This window comes from Motilibacter peucedani, from assembly GCF_003634695.1.
In the GTDB taxonomy this organism is placed as follows: Bacteria; Actinomycetota; Actinomycetes; order Motilibacterales; family Motilibacteraceae; genus Motilibacter; species Motilibacter peucedani.
Window position 1 is genome coordinate 399,761 of sequence record NZ_RBWV01000011.1, and the last position, 24,359, is coordinate 424,119.

The following is a 24,359-nucleotide window of genomic DNA, read 5'->3' on the forward strand; positions in this document are numbered from 1 at the left end:
GCGCGCAGGCGTCGCAGCAGGCTCGGTGCACGCACACACCGGCCGTCAGGAGACGACATGAACCGCACTGCACGCCTGCTCCCGCTGCCTCTCGTCCTGCTCGCAGGGCTGCTCGGCGGGCCGCCGGCCGCGCACGCCGCCGAGGCGCCCCGCGTGCTGCACGGCACGCTGGCCGACGGCGCCGAGTACGTGGTCGAGGTGCCCCAGCACTGGAACGGCACGCTGGCCCTCTTCTCCCACGGCCTCCGGTTCCCCGGCGAGGACAGTCCCGCCGAGGACGCCTACAGCGACGGCTCCCGCGCGGCGCTGCTCGCCCAGGGCATCGCGCTCGCCGGCTCGTCCTACTCGGGCAACGGCTGGGTCGTGGAGGAGGCCGTGCACGACCAGCTCGCGACGCTGGACGCCGTCGAGACGCGGGTCGGCACCCCGAGCCGGGTGGTCGCGTGGGGCGAGTCCTTGGGCGGCCTGGTCACCTCGCTGCTCGTCGAGCAGGCGCCCGACCGCATCTCGGCGGCACTGCCGATGTGCCAGCTCGGTGGCGGCGGCGTACGGCTGTGGGACAGCTACCTGGACGCCGCCTACGTGCTCGACACCCTGCTCCCCGCCGGTGCCCGGCCCGCCGTCACCGGCATCACCGACCCGCTGGCGAACCTGGGCACCGCCAACGAGCTCCTCGGCGCGGCAGCCGGCACACCGGCCGGCCGCGCGAGGCTGGCCCTGGCTGCCGCGGTCATGCAGGTGCCCGGTGCCGTCGACCCGCTCGCGCCGCAGCCGACCGACGCGGCGGGGCGGGCAGAGGCGCGCCTCCGGTGGATGGTCGAGTCCTTCCCAGTGTTCGCCTACGCCGAGCGCGGCGACCTGGAGGCCCGCTCGGGCGGCAACCCCTCCGGCAACGTCGGGGTCGACTACGCGCGGCTGCTGCGCTCGTCGCAGCAACGTCCCGAGGTGCGGGCGGCGTACGCGGCGGCCGGCCTCGACCTCGACGCTGACCTCGACGCCCTGGCCGCGGCACCTCGCGTGTCGCCCGACCCTGGTGCCCGCAGCCACCTGGCCGCCACGGCGTCCGTGACGGGGGACCTGACGCGCCCGGTGCTCACGCTCCACACGACCGCCGACGGGCTGGTGCCGACCTGGCACGAGCGCGCGTACGCCGACTCCGTGGCTGCCGCGGGCAGCTCGGACCTGCTGCGGCAGAGCTTCGTCGACCGCGCCGGCCACTGCACCTTCACCTCGGCGGAGGTGCTCGCCGCCTTCGAGACGCTCCAGTCGCGCCTCGAGACGGGGACCTGGTCGGTGCGGCCGGAGAAGCTGTCGCGGCTGGCCGCCGCCCTCGGGCCGGAGCTCAACTCCGGCGGCGGGGTGCACCTCGAGCCGGCGTTCACGCGCCACCACCCGCGCCAGCTCGCGCGCGGCTGAGGCGCCAGGTGCGGCAGGATCCCGGCATGCCGGTGCTCGCGACCGTGACTCTCTCCGTCCCGGACCTCGCCGTAGCCGTGAGCTACTACGGTCGCCTGTTCGAGACCGTTCCCGGGCCGTCCTCGCGGCGAGCGACGCTCGAGATCGACGGGGGAGCGGGCGCCTCGGTCGTCCTGGTCGAGGTGCCCGCCGGCACCCCGGCGGGGGCGGTCGGAAGCCCCACCGGCGTCGGCCTCGTCCTGCAGAGCACCGACCTGGCGGCGGACCGTGCGCGCTTCTCCGCAGCGGGTCTCCGGGAGGTCGAGCCGGCCGGTGTGGAGGCCACCGGCACGTCGGCCGCCTTCGTCGACGCCTACGGCTACCGGTGGCAGCTCGTCGAGCCGGCGACGCGACAGCCGACTCCCCACGTCACCCTGCGGCCGATGACGGTGAGCGAGTACGACGAGTGGGCCGCGGAGGCGATGGCCGCCTACGCCGAGGAGAGGTCGCGCAACACCGGTCGACCCGTGGAGGTCGAGCGCCAGCGCGCCGAGCGCGAGTTCCGGGAGCGGTGGCTGCCGCAGGGACGCGAGTCGCCCGGCACCTGGCTGCTGCGCATCGTCGCGGACGGCGACGACGCCGGCGTGCTGTGGCTGGGGCCGCACCCCGACGAGGCAGGCGCCTCCTGGGTCTACGACGTCGAGGTGGCCGAAGCCCTGCGGGGGCGCGGGATCGCCGAGCGCGCCCTGCGGGCGGCCGAGGAGCTCGTCGTCCGTGCCGGCAGCCGCACCCTGGGGCTCAACGTCTTCGGCGACAACCCGGGAGCCCGCCGGCTCTACGAACGGCTCGGCTACCTGCCGGTCTCGACGGTGATGCGCAAGGTGCTCGAGGTGGACCCGTGCGCGTCGTCTCGCTGAACGCCTGGGGCGGCGCGCTCTGGGACGAGCTCGCCGCGTGGCTGCCGACGATGAACGCCGACGTCCTCTGCCTCCAGGAGGTCACGCGCACGTCCGGACTGTCGGGGTGGACGGCGTTCTCGGACGGGGAGCACACCTTGCCCCAGCGCGCGGACCTGTTCGACGACGTACGCGGCGTGCTCCCCCGCCACTACGCGCAGTTCGCGGCCTCCGACGCCGGCCCCGTGCGCGACGGCGCAGGACGCCCGTGGCGGCAGGAGTTCGGCCTCGGCACCTGGACCTCGCCCGAGCTGACCCTGCTCTCCTCGGCGACGCGCTTCGTGCACGGGAGCTTCGCCGAGCACGAGGAGTGGCCGACGGGCGGTCGTCCCCGGATCGCCCAGGCGGTGCGTGTCGGGGGCGACGGCCGAACGGTCACGGTCGTGCAGCTCCACGGGCTGCGCGACCCGGCGGGCAAGGCGGACACGCCTGAGCGCACGCAGCAGGCGAAGCGGCTGGCCGCCTTCGTCGACGACGTACGCGTCGCGGGCGACCTCGTCGTCGTGTGCGGCGACCTCAACCTCCTGCCCGGCAGCGAGACCTTCGCGGTGCTCAGGACGATCGGCCTCACCGACCTCGTCGGGACGGAGGACACGCGGACCGAGCACTACGCCAAGCCGGTGCGCCACGCGAGCTACCTGTTGGTCTCGGACCCCGGCGCTGTCCGGGAGCTCCGCATCGTCGGGCGGCCCGCGGTCTCCGACCACTGCGCGCTGGTGCTCGACGTCTGAAAGGCGTCACTCCGCCGGCAGCTGCTCGCGCAGCCACGCGAGCATGACCTCGTTGAGACGCAGGCCGAGGTCAGCGGTCGGCTCGAACGTGCGGGCCGCCCTCTCGTCGCGCATCGCCGCCGTGATGCCCTCGAGCATCGCGGTGCTCTCCTCGACGCTGCGGATCTCGCGCTCGACCGCCCGCCGGCGCTCCTCCGGCGCGAGGAGCGGCAGCAGGAACCAGCGCAGCGCGGTCTCGCTGCGCTGCGTACGGCTCGGGAGCTCGTCCACCAGCCAGCGACGGAGCTCGCCGCGCCCCGCGTCGGTGATGGCCCACGTACGGCTGCGGCGCGGTCCCTGCCCCACCTCCTCGACGAGCCCGAGCGACTCCAGCCGGGCGAGCTCCGGGTAGACCTGGCTGTGGCTCGCGTGCCAGGCGTGGCGCAGGGACGCGTCGAACGAGCGCGACAGCTCGTAGCCGGTGGCGGGCCCGGCGGCGAGCAGACCGAGGAGGGCGTGCCGGAGGGACATGCGTCCGATGCTACGGCGTTGACGTGGCGGACTCGACATGTCAATCTTGACATGTCAGCCGGCCAGCCGGCCGCAGCGGAGAGGGAGGTCGTCGTGGTCCGCACCTACCGCGTACAGGTCACGGGGCGGTTCGACGCGCCCGCGCCGGACGTCCGGGAGCAGCTGCTCGCGGAGCAGCCGGCGCACGACGTGTACGCCTCCGCCTTCACGCCCAGCGGCACCTTCACCTACACCCCGACTCTCACTCGCTTCACGCTGCGCTACCTGCTCGACGTCGACGAGTCCTCCGCCGCCGAGGCCGACGTCGTCGCCGAGCTGGAGGGCGAGGTCCGCGCCGTGGACTACCTCGCCGGTCGCGGCATTCCCGCCAAGGGCCTCCGGACCACCACCACGTGCATCGAGGACGTCACGGCGAAGCGCGGACGGGCGGGCGCGCGGACGTAAGGTCCGGTCGCTCGCTGCCGATGGCGGGGTGAGGGCCGCACAACCGCGCCACCGCACATCGACAGGAGACGTTCGTGAGCTGGTTCAGGCGACAGGAGCAGGCGCAGACCGCAGGGGGACCGGTGCCCCGTGACGTCGAGGCGCTCGAAGAGATCATCCTGTCGCTCACCGCCGGCGTCGACAGTCCGCTCGACGCCAAGCGCAAGATGGTGCAGGCCATGGTCGACGCGCTCGGCTTCTGCTACGGCGCGATGTGGCGACGCACCTCGGCCCACGAGTTCACCCTCGCGCTCGAGACCGGCCCAGCGGCCGCCGCGATGCAGTCGGCCGCCGGCGGCACGAAGGTCCTGACCGACGACAAGGGTCTCATCGGCCGGGCGGTCTCGACGCGCCGGCCGGTCTTCACCGACGACCCGGGCGCTACCCAGCGGTCGCACCGCTGGGACACCGCCCGCGCTGCGGGGATGACGAACGGCGTGCTGCTGCCGATCGTCGAGGACGACGTGGTCGTCAGCATCATGGAGTTCTACTCGACCTCCCCGCTGCCCCACTTCGCCGGCGCGAAGTGGGAGTCGATCATCCGGATCGCCACCATCGTGCGCCACGACGCCATCGCGACGGCCCAGCTCAAGGAGACGCTCAGCGACCGCGTCGCGGTCACCACGGTCGTCAGCGAGATCAGCAAGGCGAAGTCGCAGGACGAGGCGCTGCGTACGGCGCTCGACACCGTGCGCACGGCGTTCGGCTGGGCCTACGGCTCCTACTGGGCGCTCGACGAGGAGGCCGACGTCCTGCGCTTCGGCGTGGAGTCGGGCTCTGCCGGCGACGAGTTCCGCAAGGTCACGCTCGAGGCGTCGTTCGCCGAGGGTGTCGGCCTCTCGGGCCGCGCATGGAAGTCGCGCGGGCTGGTCTTCGTGCGCGACCTCGCGGAGGTCACCGACTGCGTACGCGCCCCTGCCGCCCAGCGTGCCGGCGTGAAGTCGGGCGTGTGCTTCCCGATCGTCATCGGCGACCGGGTCGTCGGCACCATGGACTTCTTCGTCACCGAGACCATCGAGCTGTCCGAGTCGCGGGCTGCCGCGCTGCGCAACGTGCAGCAGCTCGTCTCGCAGCAGCTCTCGGTGCTCCGCGGGGTCGAGGTCGACGCCGCCAACGCCCGCGCGCTGCTCGAGACCGTGACCCTGCTGCGCGAGGCCGCGCACGACGCCGGCCGCGTGGCCGGCGAGGCGTCGGGCCGCGCCTCGGCGATGACGCACGAGGTCGAGGACCTCGGCCGGGCCTCGGCCGCCATCGGCGACATCATCAAGATCATCTCGACGATCGCCGACCAGACGAACCTGCTCGCGCTGAACGCGACGATCGAGGCCGCGCGTGCCGGCGAGGTCGGCCGCGGCTTCGCGGTCGTCGCCAGCGAGGTCAAGGACCTCGCCCGCGAGACGGCCAGCGCCACCAAGCGCGTCGCCGACCAGATCGCCGGCATCCAGACGAGCAGCCAGTCGGTCGTGTCAGGCATCCACTCGACCAGCGACATCATCGGCGAGCTCGACGTCGTCCAGGCTCGCATCATCGAGGTGCTGGGCCAGCAGGAGTCGATGGCCGGCGCCTTCCAACGCCGTCAGCAGCCCTAGGAGGCGCATGCGGACTCCTGATCGATGTTGACCGGACACTGTGCGGTCTTGACGACAAGTCGATCAGTTGGCATCGTGCGGCGGGAGCACCGCCGACACAGGAGTCCGGAATGCGCGCTTCCTCCCGCCCCTCGTCCCTCCGACGCCGTCTCACCGGCGGCCTCGCCGGAGCCGGCGCGCTCCTGGCCGGCCTGGCGGGGGTGCCGCACGCCGCCGCTGCCTCGACACCGTCCACCGCGCCCGTCGACGTCTACCCAGCGGTAGGCCCGACGACCTCGATCCTCGACCACCGTGCGCTGCTCGGCGACGTGGTCGAACCGCAGTGGTACGAGTCGAACATCCCGTTCGTCGACCTGCCCGACAAGGACGTGCAGAGCACCTACTACTACCGCTGGCGCACCTACAAGGAGGCGCTGAAGTACACCGGCCCGAAGGACGGCTGGATCCTCTCGGAGTTCCTCGGCCCGGTCGGCTACTCCGCGCCCTTCGGCGGCATCAACGCTGCCGCGGCGCACCACGTCTACGAGGGCCGCTGGCTGCGCGACAGCCGCTACGTCGACGACTACCTGCGCTACTGGCTGCAGGGCACCGGGTCCGAGGACAAGGAGCCGAACGACGGCAAGGGCACGACGAGCACGGACTGGGCTCACCAGTACTCGTTCTGGTCGGTCGACGCCGCAGTCGCCCGCGCGAAGGTCACCGGCGACTGGGACTTCGTCGAGGGCATGCTGCCCGAGCTGACGAAGCAGTACGAGCAGTGGAAGGGCAACTTCGACCCCGCGCTCGGTCTCTACTGGCAGACGCCGGTGTGGGACGCCATGGAGTACACCGCCAGCTCCTACCAGAGCGACGATCCCTACCACGGCGGCGAGGGCTACCGGCCGACCATCAACGCCTACCAGTACGGCGATGCGCTCGCCCTTGGCACGCTGTACCAGCGCACGGGCGACTCGGCGAAGGCGTCGCACTACCGCGCCGAGGCGGCGTCGCTCGAGAAGGCCATGGAGGCGTGGCTCTGGGACGACGACGCGAAGTTCTACGAGCACGTCGCCCGCGACGACAACCCCACCCGGGCGAAGCTCGCCGACCGCGAGGAGATCGGCTTCGTCCCGTGGTACTTCGACATGCCGCCGGCGAAGAACTCCGTGGCCTGGGCGCAGCTCACCGACCCGCAGGGCTTCGCCGCGCCCTTCGGCCCCACGACCGTCGAGCGGCGCAGCCCGTGGTTCATGCACGACGCCCTGTCGGGCTGCTGCCGGTGGGACGGGCCGAGCTGGCCCTACGCGACGAGCCAGACGCTGACGGCGCTGGCCAACCTGCTGGACGACTACCCCGCGCAGAGCTACGTCTCGCGCGACGACTACTACGACCTGCTGCGCGGATATGCCCTGACTCAGCGCAAGAACGGCGTCCCCTACGTCGCCGAGGCGCACTCCCCCGACGAGGACCGCTGGATCTACGACAGCGCCGGCCACAGCGAGGACTACAACCACTCGACCTACACCGACCTGGTCCTCAACGGCCTGCTCGGCGTGCGTCCGCAGACCGACGCCACCCTCGAGCTCGAGCCGCTCGTGCCGACCGGGTGGGACTGGTTCGCGCTCGAGAACCTCGCTTACCACGGGCACAACGTCAGCGTGGTGTGGGACCGCGACGGCAGCCACTACGGCAAGGGCGCCGGGCTGACGGTCTGGGTCGACGGCGTGCAGACCGCTCACCAGGCGCAGCTCACCGCGTTGACCGTACGCGTCCGCCGCGACGCGCCCGCACCGCTGCCGACGCTGGTCGACGACTTCGCCAACGTCAGCGAGACCGGCTACCCCCGCGCCACGGCGAGCTACACGTGGAGCGGCGACAAGCCGGAGAACGCCATCGACGGGCAGGACTTCCACCTCGACGTGCCGTCGACGCGCTGGACGACCTGGTCCTCCCCGAACCGCGAGGACTGGCTGGAGGTCGACCTCGGCGCGCCGACCAGGATCGCCGACCTGCGCGTCTCGTTCTACGACGACGGCGGCGGGGTGCGCACGCCCGACAGCTTCGCCCTGCAGTACGCCGACGCTGCCGGCACCTGGCACGACGTGCCCGGCCAGACGCGTACGCCTGCAGTGCCGCAGCGCGGCGTCCTGAACCGCGTGGTCGTCGACCCGCCGGTGACGGCGAGCCGCGTGCGCATCCTGCCGATGCGCAACGACGGTGGAGCCGTCGGTATCACGGCCCTCCAGTCGTGGCGGCCGGTGCTCGACACGGCGCACGTGGCATTCCGAGGACTGGTCGACGGCGCCGTGCCCGTGCGTCCGGACCAGCCCGTGACGGTCGCCGCCGACGTGACGAGCACGGAGAAGTTCCGTCGCGCCAGCGTGTCCCTTCTCCTTCCGACGGGCTGGACGGCACAGCCCCTGACCGCGACTCAGATCGACCGCCTCGACCCCGGCGCCACCTTCACCGCGCGGTGGAGCGTCACGCCACCGACCGACGTCGACCTCTCGGCCGACGCACCCGTGCGCGTCGTGGTCACTCCTGACAAGTCGCCGGGGCGGACGGCCAGCGCCGTCGCGCCCACGCGCTACACCTTCGACCCCGCCGACTTCCCGCACACGCTGTGGTCGGACACCTTCGACACGGACCGGCTCGCCGACTACCGCGTCGACTCGCCCTTCGGTGAGCGGGCACCGGACTTCTCCGTGCACGACGGCGCGCTCCACGCGTCGGGCAGCGGGCGCACCGGCGCTCTGCTCGCCGCGCCCGTCACCGGGTCCGCAGCCGGGACCGCGGTCGTCGTCGAGCCGGAGTCCTTCGCCGGCACCCAGCCTGAGGACAGCCTCTTCGCGGGGCTGTCCGCAGGCAGCGGCGACAACGCCCTGCTCTGGTACAACAACAACTTCCGCACCTCGGGCGTCGACGTGCGGGTCGGCGGGTCGAGCCGGGGCGACGACGTGACAGGCGGCTGCTGCGCCTCGGTGACGTGGGCGCCCGGTGACCGCTTCGCCGCAGTGGTGCTGGGCGGCACGTTGACGACGTGGGTCGAGCACGCCGGCACGTGGTCGCGGCTGCGCACGGCTCCAGTGAGCCGCGGCGTCGACCCGACCGTTCTGGCTAGCTGGTCACCGGCGGTCGGCCTGCGCTCCGACGGCGGGACGCTGGCCCTCGACCGGGTCGACGTGCTGGGTCGCTAGCCCCGTCAGCCGGCCGCGTCGCGCCGGCGCTCGGTGGCCGCCCGGGCCTCCTTGCGACCGACGCCCGCGGTGTAGGCGTCGAGCAGGCCGTCGAGCATGCCCAGTGCGATGCCGCAGGGCACGACGGCGATGAGGAACCGCACGATGGCCGCGTCGACGGTGCTCGTGCCGGTGACGAACGCGGCGTAGATCGTCGGCGAGGCGATGAGGAAGGCACCGAGGAGGGCGCCGGGCCGGAGGACTCGCATGATCACCCGTTCTCTGCGGCCAGGCGGCGCAGGCGGACCTGCTCCTGGAGGACGAAGCGGCGCACGAGGTCGGCGGCGTGGTGGTCGTCGGGGAAGGAGACGGTGACCTCCTCGAAGCCGCCGACCGGCGGGGCGGTGCGCACCACCGAGCCGACGAGGGTCACGAGCTCGCCCTCGACCGTGAGCCGCACCTCGACCGGCTCGTCGGAGGAGAACGCGCCCGGCGCGATGCGGGCGCGCACGCCGCCCTCCGAGAGGTCGAGCATCCAGCCGACTCGGACGGTCTCGAGGTCGTCGGCGGCCAGCGACAGCGGCCCGCCGGTGGTCACCCGCGCGTAGCGGCGCCGCTGCGAGAACTCGACGCCGCCGTTGAGGCGGACGCGCCACAGCTTGATGCCGGAACGCTCGGCGGCGACGAACTCGACGGGCACGCTGCAGACCCCGCGCGCCGAGGTCCAGTGCACCGAGACCGTCGAGCCGACGCGGGGGCCGACGACGTCGCCGACGTAGGACGGCGCGGCCAGCAGGAGGTCGTCGCCCTCCACTCCCTCGACGCGCGAGGGCAGGACGGGCGCGCCCTCACCGAGGGCGACGCGTACGAGTGTGTTGAGCTCGGGCAGCGCGCTCATCCCTGCTCCTCGTCCTCCCCCGCGTTGACCGCCGACACGAGCACCCGGGTCCAGACGGCCGGGCTCGCACCCTCGAGGTCGACCATCGCCACGGGCAGGTCGAGACGGAGCACCTCGGCCGGGCTGGCGGTCTCGGCGGCGTTCTGCAGGACCACCGCGTCGACGGCCGACAGCGAGTCGCTCGCCACGGCGCCGAGCTTGCGGGTGGCGTCGACGAGCAGCCACGCGGTGTCGACCGGCAGAGCCTCCAGCATGTCGAGCGCGCGCTCCATGCTGGCCCGGCCGACGCCGGCGTCGACCGCGAGGACGACCGGCGAGTCGAGCTCGCGGCGCGCGGCGATCGCCCGGGCGGCCTGGCGGCGGGTGGCGAGGCGCTCGGTGTCCGGCACGCGCAGGCCGAGGTCCTGGTCGGCGAGCAGCAGCACCGAGTCGGCGTGCGCGCCGAGGCCGACTGCGAGCAGGCGGGCCATCGTGTACGCGCCGCGTCCCTCGCCGACGATGGCGACGACAGCGCCGGGCCCGGTCGCGCACGGCGCGGCGGCGGGCAGGCGGTCGGCGACGTAGCGGGCCGCCTGGGACAGGCCGGCGTTGAGCGGAAGGCCCTCGAGCAGCGACTCCGGCACGCCGGCCGCCAGCAGGGCGACGGCGGCGGGCGACTGGCGGAGGGAGACGGGCGCGTCCTCGGCGGCGGCAGCGGCCTCGGCGACGACGGCCTCGAAGCCGGCGCGCATGCGCATCGCGATGGTCTCGGCGTCGAGGGTCGGCGTCGCGGCGGCGGGCGCCGGGGAGGCGGGCGCCGGGGCGGCGACGGGCGCGGGCTGGAGGGCGACCGGCTCGACGACGACCGGCTCGACGGCGGCCTCGACCACCGGGGCGGCGAACGGGGCGGGCGTGAACGCCGGTGCCTCGGGCTCCTCGATGTCGCGGCTCAGCGCCGCGAGCACCCGGGCGAAGCTCTGCGAGCTGGTCGAGACCATGGGCGAGTCGTCGTCGGGCGCGAGCGCCGGGCGCCGCGGGCCCGAGGCTGCGGCGCGTACCTCGCGCAGCTCGGCCAGCGCCTCCGTGGCGGCCTGGACCGCCGGGGTCACCGCCGGAGCCGGCGCGGTCACGGCGCCCGAGGGGCCGTAGGTGAACCCGAGGGCAGCGAGGCCGCCCTCGTCGTCGTCGGCGTCGTCGACCAGCTCGAGGATGTCGAGGGCGGCGGCGGCCCGGCGCACGTGGGCGTCACGGCCCTGGGCGGGAGCGGCGTCGTCGTCGATCTCCACCGCGACCTCGAACTTCTCCTTCGCGAAGAAGCCGGCGAAGCCGCCGCTGCGCACCTTGTCGGCCTGCACGATCCGGGCGGCGTCACCGTGCTCGGCGCGCACCTGGGCGAGGACGCCCTCGATCGTCGGTCCCTCAAGCAGCAGTCGCGTGGACATCCTCAACCACTCCGATCGTCTCGATCCGCAGCTGTCCGGTCACTTCGCCGTACGACAGCACAGGCAGTCGGGGAAGCGATGTACGTACGAGTCGGCGCAGTCCCGGCCGGACCTGAGGGGAGCAGACGAGGACGGGGTTGAAGCCCCGCTGCTCGGCCTGCTCGACCATCCGGGCGAGCTGCATCGTGAGGCTCTCGAGCCGCTCGCCGTCGAGCAGGATGTGCGTGCCGCCGTCGCCCGCGACCATCGACTCGAACATCGACTGCTCGAGGCGCGGGTCGAGCGTGACGACGCGCAGCAGGTCGTCGACGGCGTGCGGGGCGCTGATCGCGGGGCCGAGCGCGGCGCGGGCGGCCTCGACGAGGCCCTCGACGTCAGCGCTGACCTTCGCGCGCAGGGAGAGCGCCTCGAAGATGCGCGGGAGGTCGCGGATGGAGACGCCCTCGTCGAGAAGCGCGTGGAGCACCCGCTGCACCTCGCCGAGGTTGAGCATCGCCGGGGTGAGCTCCTCGACGACGACCGGGTGCGTGCGCTTGACCATCTCGACCAGCGAGCGCACCTCCTCGCGGCCCAGCAGGCGGCTGGCGCCGTCGCGGACGACCTCGGCCATGTGCGTCGTGATGACGCTGGCGCGGTCGACGACGGTCGCGCCGAGCAGCTCGGCCTGGTGGCGCAGCTCCATCGGCACCCACTTGGCGGCCAGCCCGAACACCGGCTCGCGGGTCGGCGTGCCGGGCAGGCCCTCGAGCGCGTCGCTGATGGCGAGCACCGCGCCCGTGGGCGCCTCGCCGCGGCCGGCGACGACGCCGCCGATCTTGATGACGTAGGTGGAGAGCGGGAGCTCGAGGTCGTCACGCGTACGCACCGGCGGGATCACGAGGCCGAGGTCGAGGGCGACCTTGCGGCGCAGCGAGCGCACCCGGTCGAGCAGGTCGCCGCCGACCGTGGTGTCGACCAGGTCGATGAGGTCGCAGGCCAGCTCGAGCGCCAGCGCGTCGACGCGCATGTCCTCGGCGAGCGCCTCGGGCGAGTCGGGCGAGGGCTGCTCGACCGGCGGCGGCAGCTCCTCGAGCGCCTTCTCCTCCGGCGACTTGAGCCGGGTGCTGGCGAAGACCACCAGCAGGCCGACCACGAGGAACGGCAGCTTGGGCAGGCCCGGGATGACGCAGAGCAGCAGCATGGCGCCGCCGGCGATCCGCAGCGGCAGGATCTGGCGGCTGAGCTGGCCGATGACGTCGGTGCCCAGGTCGCCCTGGGTCGTCGAGCGGGTGACGATGAGGCCGGTCGCGACCGAGATGAGCAGCGCGGGGATCTGCGAGACCAGGCCGTCGCCGATGCTCAGCAGGCTGTAGGTGGTGATCGCCTCGCCGGGCGAGAGGTGGTGCTGCACGACGCCGATGACGAAGCCGCCGAGCAGGTTGATCACCGTGATGATGACCGCGGCGATGGCGTCGCCCTTGACGAACTTCGAGGCACCGTCCATCGCGCCGTAGAAGTCGGCCTCGGAGCTGACCTCCTGGCGGCGCTTGCGGGCTTCCGCCTCGTCGATCATGCCCTGGTTGAGGTCGGCGTCGATCGCCATCTGCTTGCCGGGCATCGCGTCGAGGGTGAAGCGGGCGCCGACCTCGGCGACGCGCTCGGCACCCTTGGTGACGACCATGAACTGGATGACGACCAGGATGAAGAAGATCACCAGGCCGATGACGAGGGAGCCGCCGGCCACGAAGTGGCCGAACGCGCCGATCACGTTGCCCGCCTCGCCGTCGCGCAGCACGAGACGCGTGGCGCTGACGTTGAGCGCGAGCCTGAACAGCGTCGCGACCAGGACGATCGAGGGGAAGATCGAGAAGTCGAGGGCCTTGAGGACGAACATCGACACCAGCAGGATCAGCAGGGCGAACATGATGTTCACCGCGATCAGCATGTCGAGGAAGAACGCCGGCAGCGGCACCACGAGCATGAGGACGATCCCGACCAGCCCGGCGGGGACCGCCAGCTGGGGGAGCTTGTTCTTCGGCACGGGACCTTCCGGCAAGCAGGTGGTGGCGGCCGAGTCCGTGGCCCCCGAGTGTGCCGTCCTGGCTCTCCGTGTCTCGGCAGCCGTGCCTGCGTCTTGAGCCGTACGGGTGTCCCCCGTTCGGCTCGCGCCCGTCCGCCCCGGCGGGGCTCAGTTCCAGGAGCCCCCGCCGCTGTCGCCGCCACCGCCGCCGTCGAAGCCACCGCCGCCGCTGTCGCCGCCCCAGCCGCCGCCGCCGAGGTCGAAGCCGCTGGCGAAGTCGCCGCCGCCCGAGTCGCCCGAGCCGCCGTAGTCGCCCGCGCCCGAGTCGCCGCCGTCGCTGTCGCCGTAGCCGCCGCCGTAGCCGATCGGCGCGCCGTAGCCCCAGCCGCCGCCGAGCCCGCCGCCCAGCAGCTCGCCGAGCACCAGGCCGTTCAGGAACCCGCCGCCGCCCCAGCCGCCGTAGTAGCCGCCGAAGTAGCCCGCGTAGGCCGGCGCCTCGTAGTAGGGGACGTAGCGCGAGCCGACCGCCACCTGGCGCAGGTCGGGCTCGCCGCCCTGGGCGAGCCGTTCGGCGTCCGCCGCGCAGGCGGGCACCGTGCGCTCCGTGCCGCCGGCAGGCGCCCAGGCGACGTCGGCGACGGACGGGCCGTGGCGCGGGTTGAAGAAGCACGGCGGGCGGCGCTCGGGCACGGGCTTGCCTGCGAGCCGGGCGCGTACGCACTCCATCCGCCAGCGGCCCTCCTCCAGCGCCGTCGTGACGCCCTGCAGGTCGCTGGGGTCGTCGGCCGCCGTCAGCACCTGCTTGGCACGGTCGTAGGAGTCGAGCGCGCCGGAGTAGTCGTCCCGGGTGTTCTGGTCGGCGGTGGCCGGCACGTCCAGCCGGGCGATGTCCTCGCCGAGCGCGGTCACGTCCTCCTCGGCCGCACCGCGCACCTGCTCGAGCTGCGCGGTCTCTCGCTGGCGGCGCCGGCGCCTCGACCACAGCAGCGCTCCGCCGCCGCCGACCGCCAGCACGCCCAGGACGCCCAGCAGCCCGGCGCCGCTCGACCCCCCCGAGCCGCCGTCCGAGCCGCCGTCCACCGAGCCCGCCGCGGCGTCGACGCCGTCGACGAAGTCGAGCACGGCAGCCAGAGGGTCGCCCTTGTGGGCGTTGACCGCCTGGGTGGCCAAGGCCGCGCCTCGCACTCCGGGCCGGTTGGAGGCCGCGTAGAACCCGGCCGGCGAGAGCACGGCGTAGGTGCCGTTCTCACGGACCTTGTTGATGAGCTCGGTGAGGTGCAGCTTGAGGGCAGCCGCGTTCGCGTCGGTGAGCGCCGCGACGAAGATCGGGGTGTCGGCCGCCTGGACGCGCGAGCGCACCTGACCGAGCTCGGCCGCGCTGAGCGGCTGGCCCTCGCTGCCCGGCTCGACGTAGACGCCGGGCTTGCCGTCCAGCGCCTGCACGGCCCGGTCGATGGCTGCGTCCGCCGAGGCGGTCCCGCCGAGCGCCAGCCACGGCGCGAGCACGGCGACGAGGAGCACAGCGGCCCGGGTGCCGCGGATCGATGCCTTCACACCGCCCTCATGCCCCGGCGCGCGGCGCGCCACCCGCGGACGCGACGCGGCGGGCCCGCCGGCCGCGCACCCTCCCCGGTGCGCAGCAGCGGACCCGCCGCCGTCATCTCCGGCTCGGAACCCGAGCCGACCCCTCCCCCGCCGGGGGGAGCCCTGGCGCGGCGCGCACCTCCCCAGACGTGCGCCGCGCGGCTCCCGCCGCGTCCGGCGCAGCGCCTGCCTCGCCGGACTACTGACTCATCGGCGGGAAGGGGGGTCGGGCGCAGGTGCGGACGGGCGGGTACGCAGTACCCGCCGCCGCCCGGGACGTTGGTCCCGGCGCCGGCTCAGGCGGCAGGCAGGACCACGCGGAACTCCGTGCGCCCAGGCCCGGAGTCCACCTCCACCCGTCCGGTGTGCGCCGAGACGATGGCCGCCACGATCGCGAGCCCCAGCCCGGTGCTGCCTGCCGCGCGCGAGCGCGAGGAGTCACCGCGTGCGAACCGCTCGAAGACGTTGTCGCGCAGCTCGGGCGCGATGCCCGGGCCGTCGTCGCGCACGAGCAGCGTGACCTCGTCGCCCTGCCGGCGCAGCCCGACGCAGACCTCGGTGCCGGGCGGGGTGTGGGTGCGGGCGTTGCCGAGCAGGTTGGCCACGACCTGGTGCAGCCGCGACGGGTCGCCGACCACCTCCACCGGCTCGTCGGGCACGTCGAGCGTCCACCGGTGGTCCTGCGAGACGGCGTGGGCGTCGCTGAGCGCGTCGACGACCAGCGAGGTGAGGTCGACCCGCTCCGCGGCGAGCGGGCGGCCGGCGTCGAGGCGCGCGAGCAGCAGCAGGTCCTCGACCAGCGTCGTCATGCGGGCGGCCTCCGACTCCACGCGGCTCATGGCGTACGCGGTGTCGGAGGGCAGCTCGTCGCGCCCGCGGCGCGTGAGCTCGGCGTAGCCGCGGATGGCGGCCAGCGGCGTACGCAGCTCGTGGCTCGCGTCCGCCACGAACTGGCGCACCCGCGTCTCGCTGGCGTGCCGGGCGTTGAGGGCGCTCCCGACCGAGGTGAGCAGGCGGTTCAGGGCCGAGCCGACCTGCCCGATCTCCGTGTGCGGGTCGGCGTCGCGCGCCGGCACCAGCTCGCTGAGCGCGACCTCGCCCTGGTCGAGCGGCATCCGGCTGACCCGGGCGGCCGTGGCCGCCACGCGCTGGAGCGGCGCCAGCGCCCGTCGCAGCAGCTGCCAGGCGAGGGCGAGGGCGAGCAGCAGCGCGACCAGCGACACGACGGCGATCTCGCGGGCGAGCTTCCAGACCTGCGAGGTGACCTCGCGCAGCGGCAGGCCCAGGATGACCACCGAGCCGTCCCGACCGGCGCTCACGCGGAACCGGTAGTCACCGAGCCCTTCCACCTCGGCGGTGGTGATGCCCGCGGGCCGGCGGGAGAGCGAGAGCAGCGTCGCGTCGTCGGTCACCGTCCTGGCCGTGCCGGAGCGGATCACCAGGGCGTGCACGGTCCCGCCGTAGACGCAGCCGAGGATCGTGTCGGGACGCTGCCCGCCGGGCGACCGTGGGCCGGTCGACGCGGTCGAGGTCGGGTCCAGGAAGCCGCAGGGCGTCTCCCTCTCCGCCTCCCGCTCACGGCCGCCCGGACCGCCGCCCGGGCCGACCGTCTGGGTCAGCTGCTGGTCGAGCTGGTGGCGCAGCGAGCTGTTGATGGCGACGACCGACAGCGTGCCGATGCCGAGGCACGCCACCGCCAGCAGGGCGCTCAGCAGCAGCAGCAGCCGCGCCCGCAGCGAGCGCCCCGGCAGCCTCACGGTGCGGGCTTGAGCACGTAGCCCGCGCCGCGCATCGTGTGGATCATCGGCTCGCGCCCGGCGTCGATCTTCTTGCGCAGGTAGGAGATGTAGAGCTCCACGACGTTGGCCTGGCCGCCGAAGTCGTAGTTCCACACCCGGTCGAGGATCTGCGCCTTGCTCAGCACGCGGCGGGGGTTGCGCATGAGGAAGCGCAGGAGCTCGAACTCGGTGGCGGTCAGGGCGACGAGGTCGCCACCACGGCGTACCTCCCGGCTGTCCTCGTCCATGCTCAGGTCGCCGACGACGAGCAGCGGCTCGTCCTCGCGCGCCCCGGCGCCCGAGCGCCGGATGAGCCCGCGCAGGCGGGCGATGACCTCTTCCAGGCTGAACGGCTTGGTCACGTAGTCGTCGCCGCCGGCGGTCAGGCCCGCGACGCGGTCCTCGACGGCGTCCTTGGCCGTGAGGAACAGGACGGGTACGCGCGGTGCCTCCGCCCGCAGCCGGCGCAGCACCTCCAGCCCGTCGATGTCGGGCAGCATCATGTCGAGGACGACCGCGTCGGGCGCGGAGGCACGGGCGGCGCGTACGGCGCTCAGCCCGTCTCCCGCGGACGCGACGTCCCAGCCCTCGTAGCGCAGGGCCATCGACAGCAGCTCGGTCAGCGTCGGCTCGTCGTCGACGACGAGGACCCGCACCGGGGAGCCGTCGGAGCGGCGCAGCCCCTCGGGAGCGGACTTGACGGCGGCACCGGTGCCGGGCTGGGGCGTGAGGAAGGACATGCCACCACCTTCGACCAGGACCCTCGGCACCGTCTGTGCCTCGCCTGTGGGTTCCCTGTGGACGCCCCGGCCAGTCCCATGGCCCACTCACAGCACTTTGGCAGGTTCGTGACAGCACCCTCCAAGCCCGCGGACAGTTCCTGGGAGGTGCAGGAGTCCGGGCAGAGCTCGGCTCGGCACGACACGGAGGAGCAGCAGTGATCAGGAAGGCATCAGCGGTGACGCTGGCAGCGGCGATGGGGCTCGCGGGACTGGGCGCAGGTGCGGTGCTCGGCTCCGGCGTGGCCGGCGCGGCGACCAGCACCACGCAGGGCATCAAGGACCGCGCGAGCGCGATCAAGGACGCGCTGGCCGGCCTCGTCAAGGACGGCACGATCACCCAGTCGCAGGCCGACGAGGTCGCGAGCACCCTCGACGACGCGTTGCCTCCGGGTCCGGCCGGCGGGCCGCGCTTCGGCGGCCCCGGCGGACCGGGTGGTCGCTTCGAGGCCGGGCTGGCGGAGGTCGCGAAGACCCTCGGCATGACCGAGGCGGACCTCCGCACGGCGCTCGAGGGCGGCAAGACGCTGGCCGAGGTGGCGCAGTCCAAGGGCATCTCCAGGGCCGACCTGGTCAGCAAGCTCGTGGCGCTCGCGAAGACGAAGATCGCCGCAGAGGTGAAGGCCGGCCGGCTGACCCAGGCGCAGGCCGACACGATCACCGGCAAGCTCCAGACGCGCATCGGCGAGCTGGTCGACCGGACGGGCCCCGGCAAGGGGCTGCGCGGCATCGGCGGTCTGGGTCTCGGCGGGCCCGGCGGCCCGGGCGGGCGCCACGGCCACGGGCCCGGCCACTGGGGGCGCCCCGGCGCTCCCGGGGCGACCACCGCTCCCACCCCGACGCCGACGCCCACCCCGACGCCGACGCAGCAGACCAGCTGACGCGTACGTGGCTCGGCGGCCGAGGTGAGCGGTAGCGAGCACCTGCCGGCGGTAGCCCTCCAGCTACCGCCGGCCCGTATCCTCCACCGCTCACCTCGCCCAGCTGCCGCCGGGTGCGGGCGCAGGGCAGAGCGTCGCCGGGGCAGGGTCGAGCAGCGACGGGAGCGGGGGAGGCGCGAGGGCCCGTAGCATGGTGCCCCGTGTCCACTGAGAACCGCGTACGCCGCGAAGACCTCCGCAACGTCGCCATCATCGCCCACGTCGACCACGGCAAGACCACTCTGGTCGACGCGATGCTCCGGCAGTCGGGTGCGTTCTCGGCGCACGCCGAGCTCACCGACCGGGTCATGGACTCCATGGACCTGGAGCGTGAGAAGGGGATCACGATCCTCGCGAAGAACACCGCCGTGAAGCACATCGTCGACGGCCGCGAGATCACGATCAACATCATCGACACCCCCGGCCACGCCGACTTCGGCGGCGAGGTCGAGCGCGGCCTGTCCATGGTCGACGCGGTCGTCCTGCTGGTCGACGCGTCGGAGGGCCCGCTCCCGCAGACCCGGTTCGTGCTGCGCAAGGCGCTGCAGAAGCGCATGCCGGTCGTGCTGCTGATCAACAAGGTCGACCGTCCCGACGCCCGCATCGCCGAGGTCGTCGACGAGACGTACGAGCTGTTCATGGACCTGGACGCCGACGAGGAGCAGATCGAGTTCCCGATCGTCTACGCCTCGGCCAAGGCCGGGCGCGCGAGCACCGAGCGCCCCGAGAACGGCGGCATGCCCGCGTCCGACAACCTCGAGCCGCTGTTCAAGGTGCTGCTCGACGCGGTGCCGGCCCCCGAGTACGACCCCGAGGCGCCGCTCCAGGCGCACGTCACCAACCTCGACGCCTCGCCGTTCCTCGGCCGCCTCGCCCTCTGCCGCATCTTCGCCGGCAACCTGAAGAAAGGCCAGCAGGTCGCGTGGTGCAAGCACGACGGCTCGATCGAGCGCATCAAGATCACCGAGCTGCTCGTGACCGAGGGGCTCAAGCGCGTCCCCGGTGAGAGCGCGGGCCCCGGCGACATCGTCGCCATCGCGGGCATCGCCGACATCACCATCGGCGAGACGCTCGCCGACCCCGACGACCCGCGCCCGCTGCCGCTCATCACGGTCGACGAGCCGGCCATCTCGATGACGATCGGCACCAACACCTCCCCCCTCGCCGGCCGCGAGAAGGGTTCGAAGGTCACCGCCCGCCTGGTCAAGGACCGCCTCGACCGCGAGCTCATCGGCAACGTGTCGATGCGCGTGCTGCCGACCGAGCGCCCCGACACCTGGGAGGTCCAGGGCCGCGGCGAGCTCGCGCTGGCGATCCTCGTCGAGCAGATGCGCCGCGAGGGCTTCGAGCTCACGGTCGGCAAGCCGCAGGTCGTCACCCGGCTGATCAACGGCAAGGTGCACGAGCCCGTCGAGCGCCTGACGGTCGACGCGCCCGACGAGTACATGGGCGTCATCACCCAGCTGCTCGCCGTGCGCAAGGGCCGCATGGAGACCATGACCAACCACGGCACCGGCTGGATCCGCATGGAGTTCCTGGTGCCCTCGCGCGGCCTGATCGGGTTCCGCACCGAGTTCCTCACCGACACCCGCGGCACCGGCATCGCCAACGCGGTGTTCGAGGACTACGAGCCGTGGTTCGGCGAGCTGCGCACCCGCGCGACCGGCTCCCTGGTCGCCGACCGCGCCGGTGTCGCGACGCCGTTCGCGATGTTCAACCTGCAGGAGCGCGGCTCGCTGTTCGTCGAGCCGACGACCGAGGTCTACGAGGGCATGATCGTGGGCGAGAACTCCCGTGACGACGACATGGACGTCAACATCACCAAGGAGAAGAAGCTCACCAACATGCGCCAGTCGAGCAGCGACGAGCTGGTCCGCCTGGTCCCGTCCCGCAAGCTCACGCTCGAGCAGTCGCTCGAGTTCTGCCGCGAGGACGAGTGCGTCGAGGTGACGCCGACCGCCGTACGCATCCGCAAGGTCGTCCTCGACGCGACCGAGCGCGGCCGCAGCCGCGGCCGCCAGGCCAAGGCGGCGCTGGCGCAGTAGGCGCCCGCTCCACGGGTCCACACGAACGGGTACGCGGCGCGCCTTCAGCACCGCCGCGTACCCGGTCGATGCTCCGACCGTGACCAGCACTCCCCTGCACCGCGAGACCCCGCCCCACCTCACCCTGAGCGCCCGGGCCCGGGCGCTGGAGCTGATCGGCGCCTACATCGCCGAGGTCGGCCAGGAGGAGCGCCGCGCGACCCTCGACCGCGTCGCCGCCGAGGTGGTCGACGAGCCGGCAGCGGTGCGCGTCCTCGTGCACGCGCTCACGGAGTACGCCGCGACCTTCGCCGACGTCGCCGCCACAGCGACCTCCACGCCGCAGCACGTCGTCTCCCCGGCCACCCTGGTGCAGGCGCTGGCACGCATGGACCTCGCCATCGGCTGAGCGGCCCGACGGACCGCACTCCGGACGCACGACGGCCCCCCACCCTGAGCAGGTGGGGGGCCGTCGTGCGTCCGGCGGTGTGGGGCTCAGACCGTCGAGGCGATGTACTGCGGCGAGCTGGTGATGACCAGCTTGGCCTTCGCCTTGGTCTTCTTCTTGACGCCGAGCACGCTGGTGACCGACACGGTGCCGGCCGGGGCCAGCATGCCGACGCGCTTGGTCGGGTTCCACACGATGTAGCCGTGCCCGCGGCGCAGCTTGATGGTGCAGGTGTAGGTGTTCGTCCTGGCCCGGGTGCAGTCGACCAGCGGGTAGGCCATCCACGTGCGGGTGACCGAGTAGGCCTTGCCCGCCGGGGTGAGCGTGCGGTTGTCGGCCTTGGTCAGCTCGACGCCGAGGCGGCCGTGGACGTCCCACGCGTACCAGTAGGTGCGGGCGACGCCCTGCGCGCGGGCGAGCAGCAGGAAGCGCGAGACGTAGGCGGCCTGGTTGGCCTCGGTGATCTTCTCGGGCGCCCCGATGCCGCCGACCGGCCCGCCGAAGCTGACCTCGGTGGCGTAGACGGGCAGGGTGTCGAGCTTGTACTTCTTGAGGTAGCGGCGCACCGTCACGAGCTGCGCGATCGCGTCCTCAGGGCCCTTGCCGGGGTTGGAGTAGAGGTGCACCGCGTTGATGTCGGCGTACTTCCCGCCGGTCGAGGCGAGGTACTTCGACATCCACGTGATGGCCGGCGCGCGGCGCGAGGTGAAGCCGGGGCCGACGAGCGAGGCCAGCGGGTACTTCCGCTTGACCGTCGAGACGGTCACCGTGCGGCCCTTGACGCGCTTCTTCGTCTTGACGACCGTGCCGGCGTGCAGCGCCTGGTAGGCGGCCAGGTTGAGCGAGGCCATCTGCGTCGGCGTGCCGGTGAAGAACAGCCCGCCGTTCGGCTCGTTCCAGGTCTGGAACTCGCGGACGCCCTTGCGGTAGTAGCGCGCCACGACCGCGTCGACGTAGGCGCGCCAGTAGGTCAGGTGGCTCGGCGTCGCGGTGGAGCCGGCGGGCAGGCCCTTGCCGAGGTCGAGCGTGGGCTGGCTGCTCGCCCACGCCGGCGTCTGGCCCAGCACGATCATCGGCTTCTGGTGGTTGCGCACGGCCTGGGCGACCGCGGCGTCGAGACGGGTCCAGTTCCAGGTCGTCGGCGTCGGCTGGACGTCGGCCCACGTGGTGCCGGTGTCCCACAGGCGCACGGAGCCGACGGTCGCCTTGGAGGGCAGGTAGCGGGCGACGCCGAGGTTGGAGACGTGCATCCCGAAGTAGTCGACCGGGGTCGCCACCGGCTTCACGACGGGTGCGGGCTTGGTCACAGCAAGAGCCGGGGTGGCGCTGGCGACTGCCAGGCTGCCACCGACGGCGAAGCTCACTGCAGCGGCGACGAGCCGAATCGGCCGGCGTACGCGCATGAGGCGGAGGTCCTTTCGCAAGGGGCGAGGGGAGACGAGCGTGCCGGAGCACGCGGTGCGGACGAGCGAGGGGACGATCTCAGACGAACCGGGCACGCACCGTCACTGCACAAGAGACGGTGGCCCCGGCGGGACGTTCAGTCCGGCCGGCAGAGCCGTCCGGCACCACGAACCTACCTACCGGACTGCGCATCGTCGTCGCAGACGCACCACCGGAGCGTGTCGTGCCTCACCGCGCGGGGGTCGCTACTGGCGGAATCCGCGCGGGTGAGGCACCGTTGTGCACGGTGCCGCGCTGGGGCATGACCCCGGGCTCCATCATTCGCCGCCACGAGCGGCCTGTCGCCGAGAGGCGTCTCCCAGCGCGGCACCTCCGCCCGTCCCCGCTGCCCAGGGCGGGCTGACCCCTTCGGGTCTAGCCCCAGCCGAGCTCGTGCAGCCGGTCGTCATCCATGCCGAAATGGTGTCCCACCTCGTGCACGACGGTGGTGCGCACCTCGGCGACGACGTCCTCGCGCGTCCGCGCCATCCGCACGAGGGGTCCGCGGAAGATGCTGATCTTGTCAGGGAGCACGCCGGTGTACCACTCGCCCCGCTCGGTCAGCGGCACGCCTTCGTACAGCCCGAGCAGGTGCTGGCCGTCGGGCGGTTCGTCCTCGACCACGACGGCGACGTTGCGCATGGCGCGTCCGAGGGCAGGGGGTAGTCCGTCCAGCGCCTCGACGACGAGCGCGTCGAACTCCTCCTCGGAGATGTCCACCACACCGCGAGGCTACGTCCCATGCGCCTGTTGAGAACGCTGCTGGTGCGGCTGCGCCGGCACCGGCTCGCGCGCGCCGCCCTGGTCCTCGCCGTGTCGTGCGCGGGCATCGCGCTCGGGCTCGCGCTCTTCGGCTCGGTGCGGGCGCCGGTCGGCCCGGTGCAGGCGCGGCTCTCGGCGACCGCCGGGCTCTCGGGCGGCGTCAGCGTACGGGTGCCGCCGCTCGGCTCCATCGCCCTGCGCACGCACCGCGGCCCCCTCCACGTCACCGCCGAGGTCCGCCGCCTGGACCCCCAGGCGGCGCGCCAGCTCGTCGACGACCCCACGCTGCTCACCGCGCTGCCGCAGCGGCTCACCCACGACGTACGCCGTGCGCTCCTGCGCCTGGCGCTGACCGCGGGCGCCGCGTCCCTGGGCGGCGCGGCCGTGCTCGGGCTCGTGGTCTACCGCAGCTGGCGCCGGGCGCTGCTCTGCGCCGGCGTGGCGGCCGGGCTGCTCGGCGCCTCGGTCGGCGTCGCCGCCGCGACCCTGCGCCGCGACGCGCTCTCGGAGCCGACCTACTCGGGCCTGCTGGCCAACGCCCCGGGCGTCATCGGCAGCGCCGAGGACATCGCGGGCAACCTGAGCGCCTACGGCAGCGAGCTGTCCAAGCTGGTGGGCAACGTGTCGCGGCTGTACGCGGCGACCTCCACCCTGCCGCTGCTGCCCGAGGGCGGCGACACGACCAAGGTGCTGCTCGTCTCCGACATCCACCTCAACCCGTCGGCCTGGCCGGTCATCCGCTCGACGGTCGAGCAGTACAAGATCGACCTGGTCGTCGACGCGGGAGACCTGACCGACCACGGCAGCTCCCTCGAGGACGCGTTCGCGGCGCCGATCGGGACGCTCGGCGTGCCCTACGTCTACGTCAAGGGCAACCACGACTCGCGCTCGACCACTGCGGCGGTCGACCGGGAGCCGGGCACGACGGTCCTGCGCGGGCAGCCCGTCGAGGTCGAGGGCATCCGCTTCCTCGGCGGGCCCGACCCCCGCTTCACGCCCGACCAGACGACCCGTGAGCCCTCGCAGGTGGAGCAGGAGGCCGTCGAGGCGGCCGGCGACGGGCTCGCCGAGACCGCCCGCTCCTCGCCCCAGCCGGTCGACGTGGCGGTCGTCCACGACCCGGTCGAGGGCGCCCGGCTCGACGGCGCGGTGCCGCTGGTGCTCAGCGGCCACACCCACAAGCGGGCCGTCACCGAGCTCGAGGGCGGCACCACGATGTTCACGCAGGGATCGACCGGCGGGGCGGGGCTGCGCGGGCTCGAAGGCGAGTCGCCGACGCCCGTCGAGCTCTCGGTGCTCTACCTCGACCGCACGACCCACCGGCTGGCCGCCTACGACGACATCACGCTGGGCGGTCTCGGGCTCGCCACGGCGACGGTCGAGCGGCACGTGGTGCCGGTGCAGGAGCCGGCGCCGGAGGCGCGCAAGTGAGCCGCTGGTACGGCCGGTGGCGGGCTCGGCGAGCGGTCGCGTACAGTTCTCGC

Annotated in this window: 20 protein-coding genes; 10 read left to right on the forward strand and 10 right to left on the reverse strand. The window is 73.4% G+C overall.

Translation table 11 applies throughout. The features are described from left to right. The first annotated feature begins 57 nt into the window (after positions 1-57). From CLV35_RS10220 to CLV35_RS10230, 3 genes are read left to right on the forward strand one after another with little or no spacing between them, the layout of a single operon-like run. Complete coding sequence (locus CLV35_RS10220; protein ID WP_121193348.1) at positions 58-1,416, forward strand: alpha/beta hydrolase family protein; 1,359 nt, start codon at positions 58-60, stop codon at positions 1,414-1,416. A gap of 26 nt (positions 1,417-1,442) precedes the next feature. Beyond that, positions 1,443-2,312, forward strand: a complete 870-nt coding sequence (locus CLV35_RS20045; protein ID WP_183061907.1) for a GNAT family N-acetyltransferase — start codon at positions 1,443-1,445, stop codon at positions 2,310-2,312. After that, entirely contained in the window at positions 2,294-3,082 is a 789-nt protein-coding gene (locus tag CLV35_RS10230; protein ID WP_121193349.1) for an endonuclease/exonuclease/phosphatase family protein, read from the forward strand. Before CLV35_RS20045 ends, CLV35_RS10230 begins: the two co-directional genes overlap by 19 nt. Before the next feature lie 6 nt (positions 3,083-3,088). Here the strand turns inward: CLV35_RS10230 and CLV35_RS10235 are convergent, their stop codons facing one another. Then, complete coding sequence (locus CLV35_RS10235; RefSeq protein WP_183061908.1) at positions 3,089-3,592, reverse strand: PadR family transcriptional regulator; 504 nt, start codon at positions 3,590-3,592, stop codon at positions 3,089-3,091. A gap of 51 nt (positions 3,593-3,643) precedes the next feature. Here CLV35_RS10235 and CLV35_RS10240 point away from each other — a divergent pair, with 51 nt between their 5' ends. From CLV35_RS10240 to CLV35_RS10250, 3 genes are all read left to right on the forward strand, one after another. Continuing rightward, a complete protein-coding gene (locus CLV35_RS10240; protein ID WP_121193351.1) occupies positions 3,644-4,036 on the forward strand; it encodes a DUF6204 family protein in 393 nt (130 codons plus the stop codon). A gap of 74 nt (positions 4,037-4,110) precedes the next feature. Beyond that, complete coding sequence (locus CLV35_RS20790; RefSeq protein WP_147431930.1) at positions 4,111-5,664, forward strand: methyl-accepting chemotaxis protein; 1,554 nt, start codon at positions 4,111-4,113, stop codon at positions 5,662-5,664. Between the two features lie 110 nt (positions 5,665-5,774). Next, on the forward strand, positions 5,775-8,840 hold the full coding sequence (locus CLV35_RS10250; RefSeq protein ID WP_121193352.1) for an MGH1-like glycoside hydrolase domain-containing protein: 3,066 nt from the start codon (positions 5,775-5,777) through the stop codon (positions 8,838-8,840). 5 nt (positions 8,841-8,845) lie between these two features. On the opposite strand, the gene CLV35_RS10255 is transcribed toward CLV35_RS10250, so the two are convergent. The 7 genes from CLV35_RS10255 to CLV35_RS10285 all read right to left on the reverse strand — a co-directional run bounded on the left by CLV35_RS10255 (position 8,846) and on the right by CLV35_RS10285 (position 17,239). Then, the gene (locus CLV35_RS10255) at positions 8,846-9,088 is read right to left on the reverse strand and encodes a hypothetical protein (RefSeq protein ID WP_147431931.1); all 243 of its coding nucleotides are present in this window, start codon (positions 9,086-9,088) and stop codon (positions 8,846-8,848) included. Positions 9,089-9,090: 2 nt separating this feature from the next. Continuing rightward, positions 9,091-9,717: a PilZ domain-containing protein gene (locus CLV35_RS10260; RefSeq protein WP_121193354.1), complete on the reverse strand. Its 627-nt coding sequence runs from the start codon at positions 9,715-9,717 to the stop codon at positions 9,091-9,093. After that, complete coding sequence (locus CLV35_RS10265) at positions 9,714-11,138, reverse strand: hypothetical protein (protein WP_121193355.1); 1,425 nt, start codon at positions 11,136-11,138, stop codon at positions 9,714-9,716. The genes CLV35_RS10260 and CLV35_RS10265 overlap by 4 nt, the downstream gene beginning before the upstream one ends. Beyond that, positions 11,116-13,158, reverse strand: coding sequence for a flagellar biosynthesis protein FlhA (gene flhA, locus CLV35_RS10270; RefSeq protein ID WP_121193356.1), 2,043 nt, complete (start codon positions 13,156-13,158; stop codon positions 11,116-11,118). The genes CLV35_RS10265 and flhA overlap by 23 nt, the downstream gene beginning before the upstream one ends. 147 nt (positions 13,159-13,305) lie before the next feature. After that, positions 13,306-14,691, reverse strand: coding sequence for a hypothetical protein (locus tag CLV35_RS20050; protein ID WP_183061909.1), 1,386 nt, complete (start codon positions 14,689-14,691; stop codon positions 13,306-13,308). 326 nt (positions 14,692-15,017) lie between these two features. Further along, positions 15,018-16,478: a sensor histidine kinase gene (locus tag CLV35_RS10280; protein WP_121193357.1), complete on the reverse strand. Its 1,461-nt coding sequence runs from the start codon at positions 16,476-16,478 to the stop codon at positions 15,018-15,020. Continuing rightward, positions 16,475-17,239 (reverse strand): response regulator transcription factor, encoded by a 765-nt coding sequence (locus tag CLV35_RS10285; RefSeq protein ID WP_121193358.1) that lies wholly within the window; start codon positions 17,237-17,239, stop codon positions 16,475-16,477. Before CLV35_RS10285 ends, CLV35_RS10280 begins: the two co-directional genes overlap by 4 nt. Positions 17,240-17,436: 197 nt before the next feature. Between CLV35_RS10285 and CLV35_RS10290 the strand changes: the two genes are divergently transcribed. The 3 genes from CLV35_RS10290 to CLV35_RS10300 all read left to right on the forward strand — a co-directional run bounded on the left by CLV35_RS10290 (position 17,437) and on the right by CLV35_RS10300 (position 20,631). Next, positions 17,437-18,159 carry a hypothetical protein gene (locus CLV35_RS10290; protein WP_147431932.1) on the forward strand — a complete coding sequence of 241 codons (723 nt, stop codon included), beginning with the start codon at positions 17,437-17,439 and terminating at the stop codon, positions 18,157-18,159. 200 nt (positions 18,160-18,359) lie between these two features. Further along, the gene (gene typA / locus CLV35_RS10295; protein ID WP_121193360.1) at positions 18,360-20,243 is read left to right on the forward strand and encodes a translational GTPase TypA; all 1,884 of its coding nucleotides are present in this window, start codon (positions 18,360-18,362) and stop codon (positions 20,241-20,243) included. 79 nt (positions 20,244-20,322) lie between these two features. After that, positions 20,323-20,631 (forward strand): hypothetical protein, encoded by a 309-nt coding sequence (locus CLV35_RS10300; RefSeq protein ID WP_121193361.1) that lies wholly within the window; start codon positions 20,323-20,325, stop codon positions 20,629-20,631. An 86-nt stretch (positions 20,632-20,717) separates the two neighbouring features. On the opposite strand, the gene CLV35_RS10305 is transcribed toward CLV35_RS10300, so the two are convergent. Further along, a complete protein-coding gene (locus CLV35_RS10305; RefSeq protein WP_147431933.1) occupies positions 20,718-22,094 on the reverse strand; it encodes a glycosyl hydrolase in 1,377 nt (458 codons plus the stop codon). 394 nt (positions 22,095-22,488) lie between these two features. Beyond that, entirely contained in the window at positions 22,489-22,836 is a 348-nt protein-coding gene (locus CLV35_RS10310) for a metallopeptidase family protein (protein WP_121193363.1), read from the reverse strand. An 18-nt stretch (positions 22,837-22,854) separates the two neighbouring features. On the opposite strand from CLV35_RS10310, the gene CLV35_RS10315 reads away from it, so the two are divergent. Further along, a complete protein-coding gene (locus CLV35_RS10315; RefSeq protein ID WP_147431934.1) occupies positions 22,855-24,306 on the forward strand; it encodes a metallophosphoesterase family protein in 1,452 nt (483 codons plus the stop codon). Positions 24,307-24,359: the final 53 nt, after the last annotated feature.